The organism is Nocardiopsis sp. iso_237, assembly GCF_056173345.1.
In genome coordinates, this window is record NZ_CM149669.1 from 1,722,186 (window position 1) to 1,735,810 (window position 13,625).

The window sequence follows — 13,625 nt, forward strand, 5'->3', positions numbered from 1 at the left end:
ACCGGGGCGGTGGGTATCGTCTGCGTCGTGACGAATGACGGTTTCCTCCTCTCCAGTGCCCCCAACTTCCGTGACCTCGGCGGCCACCGCACGAGGGAAGGCCGTACCGTGCGCGGCGGTCTCCTCTACCGTTCCGACGCCCTGCACACCATCGCGGACCACGACCTCCCCGTGTACCAGGGGTTCGGCATCCGCCAGCTGATCGACCTGCGCACCCACCACGAGCGCGACCGCCTGCCCGACGTCGTCCCGGAGGGCGCCGAGTACGCCGCCGTGGGCGTCCAGAACGCGGAGGCCGCGGGCGCCAACTTCGTCGACCTCCTCGCGGACCCCGACCGGGCCAGGGCCATGTTCGGTGACGGAGCGGCGGAGCGGTTCATGCTGGAGGTCTACCGCGCCCTCGTCTTCGACACCGAAGCCCTGGACGGCTACCGCGACCTGGTCGAACGCGCCGCCAAGGGGCCGACGGCCCTCGTCTTCCACTGCAGCGCGGGCAAGGACCGCACCGGCTGGGGCGCGGCGCTGCTGCTCACCCTCCTGGGGGTCGACCGCACGGCGGTCACCGAGGACTTCCTGATCAGCAACGAACGCCAGGCCAACACCGACCACTGGATGCGCCAGCTGTCCAAGGACAGCCAGCTCCCGTGGGAGGACGTGGAGCCCATGACCCGTGTCCGCGCCTCCTACCTGGACACCGCCTTCGCCCACGTCGACGAGGTGTACGGCTCCTTCGACGCCTACGTGGCCGACGGCCTGAAGCTCTCCGAGGGGACCCTGGAGGCCCTCAGGTCCCGGATGCTCGTCTGACGCCGGAAGGGAGCGGGTGGGACGGGGTCCCGGTACCCTGCACCCCGTCCTTCCGGAACCCGGGGCCGCCTACAGCGCGTCGAGTCTCCGGCGGAGGTCGCTCTCACTGGTGGCGCTGAACAGCTCCTCCGTGAGGGTGGCCAGCACCGTCGCGCGGTCCTGGCCCCGGTCGAGCATGCGGCGGGCCGCCGCCCACAGGTTGGCGGGACGGCCGTCCCAGAGTCTCTTGGCCAGGCGTTCGTGCCGGTCCAGCTCGCGTTCCCGCTTGGGGTCCAGGCCGGTGACCGGGCGGTACCAGCGGTCCTGCCCGGTGGAGTGGTGGCGGCCGCTGTGCGGGGTGGCGGCCTCGTACTCGCCGTAGTGGTCCAGTCTCAGCAGGGCCCTGCGGCCCCTGGAGGTGTCCGGGGCGAACTCCTCCGGGGCGCCGGTGACGATCTCGCTGGCCAACAGGGGGAACGCGAACATCCGTCGGGCCAGGGACGCGAAGTCGCCGTCGGGGAGCAGCCGCCGGACCGCCTCCTGGCGCAGTCCCAGGGGCCGGGCCGGGTCCCGGTAGGTCGCGGCGAAGGCCGAGATGGTCTCCCACACCGCGTCCAGCGTGGCGCCCACGGCGACCTCCGGGAGCTGGGAGCGGGCACCGGCCCAGCGCACCCAGGCGGCGAGGACGTGCGGCATGGCCTCCTGCTCCTCGGGCAGCAGCACCACCCGGCCGGGCAGCCAGTGGAGCAGGAACGACTCCACCTTGCGGGGGCTCACGCGCAGCGGTCGGCCCGAGTCCACGTCACAGCCGTGCGCGATGATGTGGTCCGCGCACCGGCTCGCCGCGTAGGAGTCCGACAGCTCCGCCGCCTGGTCCGAGGCGAGGAAGCGCGCGGCCAGCACCGCGCGCCGGTCGCGCCGCCAGACGGGGACCGGCGAGGCCGCGACCCCCTCGGGAGGCAGGGGGAGCCGCTGCACCCGGGACACGGCCAACGCGAAGTGCGAGGCCAACGACCCACCGGTGAGGTCGGCGGCGGAGATCCCGACCGGTTCCACGGTCGGTCCGGTCGAGGGGTCCGCCACCGCACCCGTGACCACCCGTTCCGTGCGCTCCAGCGCTCGGGAGAGCAGGGACCGCGCCTCGCTCAGCTCCAACCGCTCGAACCGGGCCAGGTCGTCGTTCTCGGCCCGCTCGCGGCACTGCTCCAGCAGCAGCTCCACCTTGGTGGTGACCCAGGCGTCCCGGAGCAGCCCGCCGCTGTTGTGGTCCAGGACCAGGATGAGCGCGTGCTCGGGCGGCATCGCGCCGTCACTGTCGGGCGCGTCCCGGCTGAACACGCACACGACGTCGTCGGTGTCACCGAACCGGTCGCCGTTGACGTAGGCGGCCACGGGGGAGACCGCGCCCAGCTGGGCGGCCCAGGCCGGTGCCTGGAGCCCGCGCTCGCGCAGGGCGATCATCCCCTGCTCGGCCAGTTCCCGCTGGGAGGGCGAGGTGCCCAGCGCGGTGATCGCGGCCAGCACGCCCAGCCCGGCCGGTTTGCCGGAGGCGGTGGCGTGCGTGATCAGCCCCTCGCCGAGCAGCCGCTCCACGTCCACCCCGGGCAGCCGTTCACCCCACCAGGAGCCCAGGAGCGCGCTGAAGGCGAGCTCCGCGTCGAGCGGGTGCCGCATGGCGAGCAGGGCTCTGGCCGCGCGCAGCATCTCCTCGAAGGCGGCGGCGGGGACGTCGGGGCCTGTGGGTGAGGGTGAAGGGGATGGCACGAACTGAAGCGTATGCCAGCGGGAAGCGGGTCCGCTCCCGCTTGTGGACAACCGGTCCGGGAGGGGCCGGTCGCGGGGACGTGGCGGGCCGCGGCACCGTACGGCCCGCGGCGGGCTCCCGTGTGCGGGCGGCGCGACAGCCGGGCGCGGTTCCCATGGGGTTCGTGCCCGGCTGTCGTGCCACCGGCGTCAGCGCGGTTCGGGTACCGCGCGGTGGCCGGTGAGCAGGGTGGTTCCCGGGCGGCGGACGGTCTTGCGGACCGTGGAGGGCGGCACCGAGTTCACCATGGCCTCCAGGTGCTCACGGGCGACCCGCTCGACGAGGTGCGGTGTGACCGTGATGCCCAGGTGTTCGGCGCAGTGCCAGGTGTCGCTGACACAGCGCTCCACGCAGCGGGGCGACAGCCCGCTGAACTCGTCGTGAAGCCGTGCCGAGATCTGTCTGAGATCCTGGACCGGGAAGGTCTGGAGCATTCTCGCTCAACCCCTAGCTGATGGTGGCCTGGACGGTGACCTCCACCTATTCCACTTGTTCTGAGCGGACAGTCAACCCCCGTCGCGGCACGCTGTTGATAAAACCTGGGGGAGCTGCCGTTTACCCTGCGGCCTCCGTCGCCGCAGGTCATAGCGGATAAATGGACTATTCGGACATATAACGTTCCCGTTTCGCTGGGTTCTCCGCAAACCGCGACTCCTCACCATCCATCGTGAATTATGGGAAAACACGCCCGCAGGACCCCCGGTCGGCTGTGCCGGGGTGACACCGTGGCCTAACATTTACCTTCCGTGTCCACGGCGGCTCCCCCTCACCGGCGGCCGTTGCGCGTCAGCGGGTGTGTCTTATGCTTGAGCCGTGACAGCGGCCGAGAGGAGTCATGGAGCGTGACTCCTGGGAGCCGCGGAGCCCCCCGACCGGAATCGGCGCCGCGCACCCCGCGCCAGAGTGCCACCGCGAGCGGGTGGCGGGCACGGTGCACAGGGGACCACGCGGTCCAGCTAAACCCCCCATCGAAACCCGGCTGGGGAATCCGACGGTTCCGGAGGTGTCGAGCAGTTGAGCGCCGAGACGTCCATTCCCCCTCCCAGAATCAGCGCGGCGGAACTACCGGACGCGGTGAAGTCCCTCCTCACCGACGCCCCCATCGGCTTCGCGCTCCTGGGTCCCGACGACGTCTTCGTCTCGATCAACACCCGCATGGCCTCCGTCCTCGGCAGCACCCCCGACCGCTGTCTGGGACGCACCCCCGACGAGGCCGTGGAACAGGCCGGTGACCCCGCCGGGGCCACCGCCCACCGTGCCTCCCTGGCCAAGGTCCGCGACACCGGGCGCTCCGTGCGCGGACGCCACCGGACCGCCTCCGGCCAGACCTGGGACCTCACCTGGTTCCCGGTCAACGACCCGGCCGACGGCGCCCGGCACATCGCCCTCATCGCCGCCCACGACCACGAGGACGGGGCCGCCCACCGCGAGGAACAGCGCCTGCGCGCCCTGCTCCAGGCGGGCAACCAGATCGTCTGGTCGGCCGGGTCCGGCGGCGACGTCCGTGAGGACTGCCCCCAGTGGCGGGCCATCACCGGCCAGGACCTGGACGCCTACCTCGGCCGGGGCTGGCTGGACGCCGTGCACCCCGACGACCGCCCCGGCGTCGAACGCGCCTGGGACGACGCCGTCCTCGACGTCACCCCCTTCGACACCATGTTCCGCGTGCGCACCCGCGCGGGAGGCCACGTCCACTACCGGGCGAGGGCCAACCCGGTCATGGACGGTGCCGAGACCGCCGAGTGGGTCGGCACCCTGGTGGACATCACCAACGAGCGCGAGGCCGACGAACTCCGTCAGCGCCTCAACCAGCAGCTCAGCGAGGCGGCCATGCGTACCGCCCGCCTCCAGAAGGCCACCTCCGACCTGGCCGAGGCGCTCACCGCCGACGAGGTCGTCCAGGCCATGTCCGAGATCGGCCGCTCCGGAGTGGGCGCCGACCACACCTCCGTCGCCCTGTTCGACCGCGACCGGCTGCGCCTGCGGATACTCTCCGCCGACGGCTGCGTGGGCCTGCCCGAACGCGGCTTCGCCCTGGACTACCCGGACGTCGCGGCCCGAGCCGTGGCCGCGCGGGCTCCCCGCCTGGCCGCCGGCCCCGCCGACCTGCGCGAGATGATGGAGCACGCCCCCGAGGTCGAGGACCTGCTGGAACGCACCAGGGAGCGCGCCTGGGTGGCGCTGCCCATGATGGCCGCCGGACGCCCCATCGGCGCCCTGCGCTTCTCGTTCAGGGCCCAGAGGGACGTCACCGACGAGGAACGCGTCTTCCTGGAGGCGCTCGCGGGGCAGTGCGCCCTGGCCATCGGCCGGGCCATCGTCTACGAACGTGAGCACGGCACCGCCGAGGAGCTCCAGCGCAGCCTCCTGCCCGAGGAGCTCCCCGAGGTGCCCGGTGTGCGCCTGGCCGCCTACTACCGGTCGGGCTCGCAGCACGTGCAGGTGGGCGGCGACTGGTACGACGCCTTCCCGCTCTCCGACGGACGCGTCGCCGGGGTCCTCGGTGACGTCATGGGCAAGGGGATCCAGGCCGCCGCGGGAATGAGCCGGATTCGTAACGCTTTGCGTGCCCTGGCCTTCTCCATGCCCGAACCGGCCGACGTGTTGACCGGTCTCGACCGCATGTTCACGGCCACAGAGGGAATGGATCAGGTGACAACCCTGGTCTACTTCGTCCTGGACCCGGTCACCGGACAGCTCGACCTCAGCAACGCGGGACACCTCCCGCCGCTCGTGGTCGCCGGGAACGCCGGGCCCTCACTGCTCGACACCGAGCCCGACACACCGCTCGGCGTCAGCTCTCCGAGGGGGCATCACAAATTCTTCGTGCAACCCGGTAACACTGTCGCCCTCTACTCCGATGGACTGGTTGAGAACCGCAGACGTTCCGTCGACGCCGGTCTGGACGAGCTCGTCAGGGTCGCGTCGAGGGCCCGTCCCGAGGTGGTGGGCGATCCACAGCAGATGCTGGAGTACCTTGTTGAGAGCATGCTCGATGGGTATGAGCAGGACGATGATGTCACTCTGCTCGCCGTTCAGCTTCCGGTGATCGATTCCGTGTCGGAGCGGTAGACCGTACGAACAAGTCCATTGCTTTGCCTACAGTGAAGAAGCCGCCGCGCCCCGCGAAGCGGAGGTGACCACGGCTTCCCCGCCCAGTGGGGACGATCCCAGGCCGCAGGTGGGAGAGGGTGCAGTGCCCGGTCCCGGCCAATCCGGACCACCGGGTCCGATCAATTCTCGCCACACGTCCGTTCGAGAGGTGTTTGTGTCATCTGCCAGTTCGACTCGCTCGAAGCAGTCCGAGTCACTGCAAGAGCCCGTCATTCAGCAGCTGATCGAGCGTGGGCGGTCCCAGGGCTTTCTTGAGCCCGAGGACGTGCGCCGTGCCTTCGAAGAGGCCGAAATCCCGATGTCGCAGGCGCAGTCCGTGCTCCGCAGCCTCGCCAAGGAGGGCGTGACCGTACTCGTCCCCGAGTCGGCCTCCTCGCGGCGCAAGACCACACGGCGCAAGCCGGCGGCTCCTCGGTCCAGCACCACCACAACCCGCTCGACCACCACCACGAGCCGGGCCGCCAAGCCCGCCCGTGCGGCGGCCGCCCAGGACCAGCCGGAGACGGTCACCGCCGTCGTCGACTCCTCCGAGGGCTCCTCCGCGAAGAAGGCCCCGGCCAAGAAGGCGGCGACCGCGAAGAAGGCGGCCACCCCCAAGAAGACCACGGCCGCGAAGAAGCCCGCCGCCAAGGCCCCGGCCAAGAAGGCGACGGCGACCAAGAAGTCCACGAAGAAGGACCTCGAACTGGCCTCCGACTCCGGTGACTTCGCCGAGGAGGGCCTGGACGACGACCTCGAGCACACCGGCGCCGAGCTGGAGCTGGTCGAGGACACGGCCGAGCCCGAGAAGGAGACCAAGCCGGCCAAGCCCGAGACCGTCGGCGCTCCCGTCAAGCCGAGCAAGGACGACGACTCCTTCGTCCTGTACGACGATGACGACGACGCCCCCGCCGCCCAGGTGGTCGCGGCCGGTGCCACCGCGGACCCGGTCAAGGACTACCTGAAGCAGATCGGCAAGGTCCCGCTCCTCAACGCGGAGCAGGAGGTCGAGCTCGCCAAGCGCATCGAGGCCGGGCTGTTCGCGGAGGAGAAGCTCTCCGAGGAGAACGACGTCCTCACCTTCGAGCTCCGCGACGAGCTGGAGTGGATCTCCGAGGACGGCGGCCGCGCCAAGAAGCACCTGCTGGAGGCCAACCTCCGTCTGGTCGTCTCCCTGGCCAAGCGCTACACCGGTCGCGGCATGCTGTTCCTGGACCTGATCCAGGAGGGCAACCTCGGCCTGATCCGCGCCGTCGAGAAGTTCGACTACACCAAGGGCTTCAAGTTCTCCACGTACGCCACGTGGTGGATCCGCCAGGCGATCACCCGCGCGATGGCCGACCAGGCCCGCACCATCCGTATCCCGGTGCACATGGTCGAGGTCATCAACAAGCTGGCCCGCGTCCAGCGCCAGATGCTCCAGGACCTGGGCCGCGAGCCCACCCCGGAGGAGCTGGCCAAGGAACTCGACATGACCCCGGAGAAGGTCGTCGAGGTGCAGAAGTACGGCCGCGAGCCGATCTCCCTGCACACCCCGCTGGGCGAGGACGGCGACAGCGAGTTCGGTGACCTCATCGAGGACTCCGAGGCGATCCAGCCGGGCGAGGCGGTCAGCTTCACCCTGCTCCAGGAGCAGCTGCACTCGGTGCTCGACACCCTGTCCGAGCGCGAGGCCGGCGTGGTCTCCATGCGCTTCGGGCTCACCGACGGTCAGCCGAAGACTTTAGACGAGATCGGCAAGGTCTACGGGGTCACCCGTGAGCGCATCCGGCAGATCGAGAGCAAGACGATGTCGAAGCTCCGTCACCCGTCGCGCTCCCAGGTGCTCCGCGACTACCTGGACTAGTCAGCCGGTCCAGGAGCAGACCCACGCTTCAGGCTGAGAAGCAGAACAGGCGCGCCCTCCCGAGATGAATCGGGAGGGCGCGCCTGGTGTTCGTGCCCCCTGTCATGCTCACGGGTGTGGCGACGCCCGCGTGTCCCTCGCATGCCATCAGGCACTCACTGTCCCCGCACGGAGTCCGATCTCCATCCGATGCGCACCATGCTGCCCCACGTGCTGTAGGTGCGGCATAAAGGTGGTCTGGTCCAGTTATCCGCGCGGTTCGTCCTGTTTGACCTGCGGTGGATCCGGGGGTGCGGTTCAGTCGCGGACGACGACGTCCATCGTGCGCGCCGTGCCCGGCTTCGCGGCGGGCGGCAGTTCCACGGTGTGCCCGAGGTCGCGCAGCGCCGCGACCAGCTCCTCCGGGCTCTCCGCCCGGACGTCCTCACTGACCAGTGCCCGGGCGATGTCACCCCGGGTGGCCTTGGCCATGTGGCTGACCACGGACCGCTTGGTCACGCCCCCGACCTCGCGCTCGCGCAGCACCCGCACCGCGACGGTCCGCTCGGCGGCGGCGCCGGTCGGCCGGAACGCCGTCGCGTAGGCCGACGACCGGCAGTCCACCAGCAGACGGTCCCGCGTGAGCTCGCCGAGCGGGCCGGTCATGGCCCCGCGCCAGTACGTCCCGAGGGCACCCAGCGGCGGCAGCCTGACCCCCATGGACAGGCGGTAGGGCGGCAGCCGGTCGGCGGGGCCCACCACGCCCCACAGCCCGGAGAACACCAGGACCCGGTCCCGGACCCGGTCCCCGTGCTCGGTGAGCAGGCCGGGAAGCCCGAGGCGGTCGTAGAGCACGCCCGTGTACAGGTCGGCGGCGCGCAGGGTGGGCGCCGTGGTCAGGTCCAGGTTGCGCTTGAGGGCGTCGGTCTGGGAGACCGACAGGCCCAGGACCTCGCGCGCGGCGTCCTCGGGGCCCGAGCAGAGTTCGGTCAGCGCGGTCACGACCCGCTCCCGGCTCTCGGTCAGCTCCGGCAGGGTGAGCGCACCCGGGTCCAGCGCGGGGCCCTCGCCGGAGGTGGCCTTGCCCTCGGAGGGCGGGAGCAGGATGAACATGGACTCTCCAGGTCAGGGGTGAGGTGGGACCGTGCCCATGGTAGGGCGTGTACGGCCGGATAGGATGTGCCGCTTCCGACACCGGGGACAGTGAGGGGCGAACATGCACACGTGGGCGGAACGGGTGTCCAGGGACTGGCCCGCCTTCCGGACCGAGTCGCGCGCGGGCTGGCGGTTCGGCCTCGCGGAGGGGTTCACCAAGCGGGCCAACTGCGCCCTGGTGGAGGACCCCGGGGCCGATGTCGCGGAGGTCACCCGGTTCTACCGCGAGCACGGGCTGCGCCCCTGCGTGCAGGTGTGGCCGGGGGAGGAGGCGGTGGACGCCCGTCTGGCGGAGCACGGCTACGAGCGGGTGGAGCCCACGCTGGTACTGGCCAGGGAGCTCTCCGGGCGTCCCGATGCCCCCGGGCGGACCCGGGTCTCGGACGCCCCGACGCCGCGCTGGACGGAGCTCTTCGCGGAGACGGGTGTGTCACCGGAGTGGGCCGAGGGTGTGGTGCGCATCCTCGGGCAGGTGACCACGGGCTACGGGGTCCACGAGGACGGGGACGGCCGGGGCTGCGCGGTGCTGGACGGGGAGTCGGTGGCGATCTGCTCGATGGTCACCGCCCGCGCCGCCCGCGGGCGCGGTGTGGCGGGGGCGATCCTCGGCGACCTCCTCGCCTGGGCCCACGACGGGGGCGCCCGCCGGGCCTACCTGTGCGTGGTGGCCGGGAACGAGGCCGCGCTGCGCCTGTACCGGGGTGCGGGGTTCGAGGAGGTCTCCGGTTACCACAACCGGGTCCTGAGCGACTGAGGCACCGCTCCGGCCCCGCCGAGCACCGTCCCGGGCACCCCCGGAACGAGGACGGCGGCCCCCGGAATCCGGGGACCGCCGTCGACGTTTCGTGGTCGTCGTGGCTAACGCTCTTCCGCGTTCTTTTCGCTCTTGGTGAGCTTGTCCGTCTCGTCCTGGATGTCCGAGGCGATCTTGCGGAGCGAGTCGTCGTGCTTGCGCATGTGGTGCGCGCAGAACAGGAGTTCGCCGCCGGAGTTCAGCAGCACCCGGACGTACGCCTGTGCACCACAGCGGTCGCAGCGGTCAGCAGCCGTCAGCGGCTGAGTGGGGGCAAGGGTTCCAGTCACTTCGCCATCCTCAATACTCGGCGTTAGTCACCTCTGACAACATCTAACCCGACCCAGACGTTCCCAACCGGGTCCCGTGTACGCCGACAGCGGAATCCGCCCGGTTCGTGTCCGTCTGGTGCCCAATGGGGCAAATTCGTCGGACACGCATCCTCGTAGTTGTTGTACCCCTGGGGAAGGCCCGGCTATCCCCGGAAAACGGGAGTATCCAGGTCGCATCCACCAGAGGTGGTAGTCTCGCGCGGGCAGGCCCGTCCGACCCCCATGTCGGTCCGCTCCGACCCGCACACGGGTGCGTGGAGCCCGTCACGGCGGACCCGGCGTCGACGCCGGAGACCCGCACCCGGGGGACACGACCCCGCCCACACACGGCCGTGCCACGGCAAAGTCCCCGGCTCGCCGTAGCCTGGCCCCCTCAACAGTCGGTGCGGCGCGGTACAAAGGGCACGCACCGCACAGCCACGATGGCCCTCAAGACGCAGGAGATGTCCGAGTGACCGCCTTGACCGCAGCCGTCCACGATCCCGAGGATTACTCCGCTCGGCACCTGTCGGTCCTGGAGGGCCTCGAAGCGGTGCGCAAGCGTCCGGGCATGTACATCGGGTCCACCGACAGCCGGGGCCTGACCCACTGCATGTGGGAGATCATCGACAACTCCGTCGACGAGGCGCTGGGCGGCTTCTGCGGGCGCATCGACGTGACGCTGCACAGCGACGGATCCGTCGCGGTCAGCGACGACGGGCGCGGAATCCCCGTGGACGACGAGCCCAAGTCCGGGCTCTCCGGTGTGGAACTGGTCATGACCAAGCTCCACGCCGGCGGCAAGTTCGGCTCGGGCTCCTACACCGCCTCCGGCGGCCTGCACGGTGTCGGCGCCTCCGTCGTCAACGCCCTCTCGGCCCGTGTGGACGTGGAGATCGACCGCCAGGGCCACACCCACGCCCTGAGCTTCCGCCGGGGCATCGCCGGACGGTTCGCCGGTGCCGGCCCCGACGCCGAGTTCACCCCGGTGTCCGGCCTGGAGCAGGTCCGCAAGGTCGCCAAGAAGATCACCGGCACCCGCATCCGGTTCTGGCCGGACATGCAGATCTTCCTCAAGGACGCCGAGATCACCCGGGAGAACCTGCTCGACCGGGCCCGCCAGACCGCCTTCCTCGTCCCTGGACTGACCATCGCGGTGCGCGACGAACGCGCCGAGGGGGAGGCCCCCTACACCGAGGAGTTCCGCTTCGACGGCGGGATCAGCGAGTTCTGCACCTTCCTGGCCCCCGACGACCCGGTCAGCGACGTCCTGCGCATCCAGGGCTCCGGCAACTTCACCGAGACAGTCCCGGTCCTGGACGAGTCCGGCCACATGGTGCCCGCCGACGTCGAGCGCCGCCTGGACGTGGACGTCGCCCTGCGCTGGGGCACCGGCTACGACACCACCGTGCGTTCCTTCGTCAACGTGATCTCCACGCCCAAGGGCGGGACCCACATCAACGGCTTCGAGCGCGCCCTGGTCCGGGTGATCAACGACCAGCTGCGCGCCACCAAGCTCCTCAGGAACAGCGACGACCCGGTCACCAAGGACGACACCCAGGAGGGCCTGACCGCCGTCGTCACGGTGCGCCTGCCCGAGCCGCAGTTCGAGGGGCAGACCAAGGAGATCCTCGGTACCTCGGCGGCCTCCCGGATCGTCTCCCAGGTGGTCGGCAAGGAGCTGCGCGAGTTCCTCACCTCCACCAAGAAGGCGGAGAAGGCCAGGGCCCGCACGGTCATGGAGAAGGTCGTCGGCGCCGCCAAGGCCCGGCTGGCCGCCCGTCAGCAGCGCGAGACCCAGCGCCGCAAGAACGCCCTGGAGAGCTCCGCGCTCCCCGCGAAGCTGGTGGACTGCCGCAGCGAGGGGTTGGAGCACAGCGAGCTGTTCATCGTCGAGGGTGACTCCGCGCTGGGTACCGCCAAGCTCGCCCGCGACTCCGAGTTCCAGGCGCTGCTGCCCATCCGGGGCAAGATCCTCAACGTGCAGAAGTCCTCGGTCGCGGACATGCTCAAGAACGCCGAGTGCGCGGCGATCCTCCAGGTCATCGGGGCCGGGTCGGGTCGTACCTTCGACCTCGACGCGGCCCGCTACGGCCGGGTCATCCTCATGGCCGACGCGGACGTGGACGGCGCGCACATCCGGTGCCTGCTGCTCACCCTCATCTACCGGTACATGCGGCCGATGCTGGAGGCCGGGCGCGTGTTCGCGGCCGTGCCGCCGCTGCACCGCATCGAGCTGACCAACGTGCGGCGCAAGCGCGGGGCCAAGCCCGAGGACCGGTACGTCTACACCTACTCCGACGCCGAGCTCCGGCGCACCCTGCTGGACCTGGAGAAGCGCAAGATCTCCTGGAAGGAGCCGGTGCAGCGGTACAAGGGCCTGGGTGAGATGGACGCCGACCAGCTGGCCGAGACCACCATGGACCCCCGCTACCGGACCCTGCGCCGCATCCGGGTGGAGCAGGCGGAGGAGGCCGCGTCCGTGTTCAACCTGCTCATGGGCAACGAGGTGGCGCCGCGCCGCAAGTTCATCCAGGAGGGCGCCCAGGAGCTGGACCTGGAGCGCATCGACGCCTGACGTCCCGCGCACGCGAAGGGGCCCGCACCGGCTGGTGCGGGCCCCTTCGCGTGCGCGCTCAGGGGGCCTTCGGAGGCTCCCAGACGCCGTCGGAGAGGAAACGGTCGATCGCCGCCCGGTACGGACCGGGGTCCAGGCCCCGTTCCGACACCCAGGCGTCGTTGTAGTAGCTGTGCTGGTACCGTTCGCCGCCGTCGCAGATCAGGGTGACCACACTGCCCTTGCGGCCCTCACGGAGCATCCTGGCGACCAGGTGCCACACGCCCCACAGGTTGGTGCCGGTCGATCCGCCCGCGCACCGGCCGGTGACGTCGTTCAGGTGGCGCATCGCGGCGATGCTCGCGGCGTCGGGCACCGGCATCATCAGGTCGATCACCGACGGAACGAAGCTCGGCTCCATCCGGGGGCGGCCGATGCCCTCGATCCGGGAGGGCATGCCGGTCGAGTAGTCGGCGGCGCCGGTCACCCAGCCGGGGAAGAACGCCGAGTTCTCCGGGTCCACCACGGCCAGGCGGGTGTGCAGGCGTCGGTAGCGCAGGTAGCGGCCGATGGTCGCGGAGGTGCCGCCCGTGCCCGCGCCCACCACGATCCAGTCCGGATCGGGGTGGCGCTCCATGGCGAGCTGCTCGAAGATCGACTCCGCGATGTTGTTGTTGCCCCGCCAGTCCGTGGCCCGCTCCGCGTACGTGAACTGGTCCATGTAGTGGCCGCCCGACTCGGCGGCCAGGCGCTCGGCCTCGCCGTACATGTCCGGCGGGTTGTCCACGAAGTGGCACCGGCCGCCGTACCGCTCGATGAGCGCGATCTTCTCCGGACTGGTCCTCCTCGGGACCACCGTGATGAAGTCCAGGCCGACCAACTGCGCGAAGTAGGCCTCCGACACCGCCGTCGAACCCGAACTGGCCTCCACGATCGTGGTGCCCTCGGTGATCCACCCGTTGGCCAGCCCGTACAGGAACAGCGACCGCGCCAACCTGTGCTTGAGGCTGCCGGTGGGGTGCACCGACTCGTCCTTCAGGTACAGGTCGATGCCCCACTCCGGGGGCAGGGGGAACACGTGCAGATGGGTGTCGGCCGAACGCGTGTCGTCGGCGATCACCCTGCGGACCGCCTCGTCCGCCCACGAGCGGGCGCTGTCGGAACACCGGTCGACCCAGGGCAGTTCAGGGTCTGGAATGGGAGCCATGGTGAGGAGGGTACCTGTACCCCTTTGGGCCTCCGCTTCGCTTCGGGTTCGGCGCCGGAGAGTCTGGGTTTCAGCCAGCACGGTGCAAGAGGAG

10 protein-coding genes are annotated in these 13,625 nt (G+C 70.6%); 5 read left to right on the top strand and 5 right to left on the bottom strand.

Features of this window, described 5'->3' with window-relative positions; translation table 11 throughout:
- Positions 1-9: 9 nt before the first annotated feature.
- Positions 10-807, top strand: a complete 798-nt coding sequence (locus AC0VYM_RS07830; RefSeq protein ID WP_475460574.1) for a tyrosine-protein phosphatase — start codon at positions 10-12, stop codon at positions 805-807.
- A 69-nt stretch (positions 808-876) separates the two neighbouring features.
- Here AC0VYM_RS07830 and AC0VYM_RS07835 read toward each other — a convergent pair whose 3' ends face one another.
- Together AC0VYM_RS07835 and AC0VYM_RS07840 are read right to left on the bottom strand one after the other, a co-directional pair.
- Positions 877-2,490, bottom strand: a complete 1,614-nt coding sequence (locus tag AC0VYM_RS07835) for a hypothetical protein (RefSeq protein ID WP_475462968.1) — start codon at positions 2,488-2,490, stop codon at positions 877-879.
- 249 nt (positions 2,491-2,739) lie between these two features.
- Positions 2,740-3,024, bottom strand: a complete 285-nt coding sequence (locus tag AC0VYM_RS07840; RefSeq protein WP_475460576.1) for a three-helix bundle dimerization domain-containing protein — start codon at positions 3,022-3,024, stop codon at positions 2,740-2,742.
- Between the two features lie 580 nt (positions 3,025-3,604).
- Between AC0VYM_RS07840 and AC0VYM_RS07845 the strand changes: the two genes are divergently transcribed.
- Together AC0VYM_RS07845 and AC0VYM_RS07850 are read left to right on the top strand one after the other, a co-directional pair.
- Positions 3,605-5,662: a SpoIIE family protein phosphatase gene (locus AC0VYM_RS07845; protein ID WP_475460578.1), complete on the top strand. Its 2,058-nt coding sequence runs from the start codon at positions 3,605-3,607 to the stop codon at positions 5,660-5,662.
- Positions 5,663-5,858: 196 nt separating this feature from the next.
- Complete coding sequence (locus tag AC0VYM_RS07850) at positions 5,859-7,529, top strand: RNA polymerase sigma factor (RefSeq protein WP_475460580.1); 1,671 nt, start codon at positions 5,859-5,861, stop codon at positions 7,527-7,529.
- Between the two features lie 297 nt (positions 7,530-7,826).
- Here AC0VYM_RS07850 and yaaA read toward each other — a convergent pair whose 3' ends face one another.
- Complete coding sequence (gene yaaA, locus AC0VYM_RS07855; RefSeq protein WP_475460582.1) at positions 7,827-8,621, bottom strand: peroxide stress protein YaaA; 795 nt, start codon at positions 8,619-8,621, stop codon at positions 7,827-7,829.
- Positions 8,622-8,724: 103 nt separating this feature from the next.
- Here yaaA and AC0VYM_RS07860 point away from each other — a divergent pair, with 103 nt between their 5' ends.
- Positions 8,725-9,417, top strand: a complete 693-nt coding sequence (locus tag AC0VYM_RS07860; protein WP_475460584.1) for a GNAT family N-acetyltransferase — start codon at positions 8,725-8,727, stop codon at positions 9,415-9,417.
- Positions 9,418-9,521: 104 nt separating this feature from the next.
- On the opposite strand, the gene AC0VYM_RS07865 is transcribed toward AC0VYM_RS07860, so the two are convergent.
- Positions 9,522-9,746 (bottom strand): DUF7455 domain-containing protein, encoded by a 225-nt coding sequence (locus AC0VYM_RS07865; protein WP_475460586.1) that lies wholly within the window; start codon positions 9,744-9,746, stop codon positions 9,522-9,524.
- 493 nt (positions 9,747-10,239) lie between these two features.
- Between AC0VYM_RS07865 and AC0VYM_RS07870 the strand changes: the two genes are divergently transcribed.
- Positions 10,240-12,345: a DNA gyrase/topoisomerase IV subunit B gene (locus AC0VYM_RS07870; protein WP_475460588.1), complete on the top strand. Its 2,106-nt coding sequence runs from the start codon at positions 10,240-10,242 to the stop codon at positions 12,343-12,345.
- 58 nt (positions 12,346-12,403) lie between these two features.
- On the opposite strand, the gene cds1 is transcribed toward AC0VYM_RS07870, so the two are convergent.
- Positions 12,404-13,531 carry an L-cysteine desulfhydrase Cds1 gene (cds1, locus tag AC0VYM_RS07875; protein WP_475460590.1) on the bottom strand — a complete coding sequence of 376 codons (1,128 nt, stop codon included), beginning with the start codon at positions 13,529-13,531 and terminating at the stop codon, positions 12,404-12,406.
- Between the last annotated feature and the right edge of the window lie 94 nt (positions 13,532-13,625).

Coding starts and splice junctions, on each gene's coding strand:
- AC0VYM_RS07835 (WP_475462968.1), bottom strand. CDS start 2,490: ATGCTGCGCGCGGCCAGAGCCCTGCTCGCCATGCGGCACCCGCTCGAC.
- AC0VYM_RS07840 (WP_475460576.1), bottom strand. CDS start 3,024: ATGCTCCAGACCTTCCCGGTCCAGGATCTCAGACAGATCTCGGCACGG.
- yaaA (WP_475460582.1), bottom strand. CDS start 8,621: ATGTTCATCCTGCTCCCGCCCTCCGAGGGCAAGGCCACCTCCGGCGAG.
- AC0VYM_RS07860 (WP_475460584.1), top strand. CDS start 8,725: ATGCACACGTGGGCGGAACGGGTGTCCAGGGACTGGCCCGCCTTCCGG.
- cds1 (WP_475460590.1), bottom strand. CDS start 13,531: ATGGCTCCCATTCCAGACCCTGAACTGCCCTGGGTCGACCGGTGTTCC.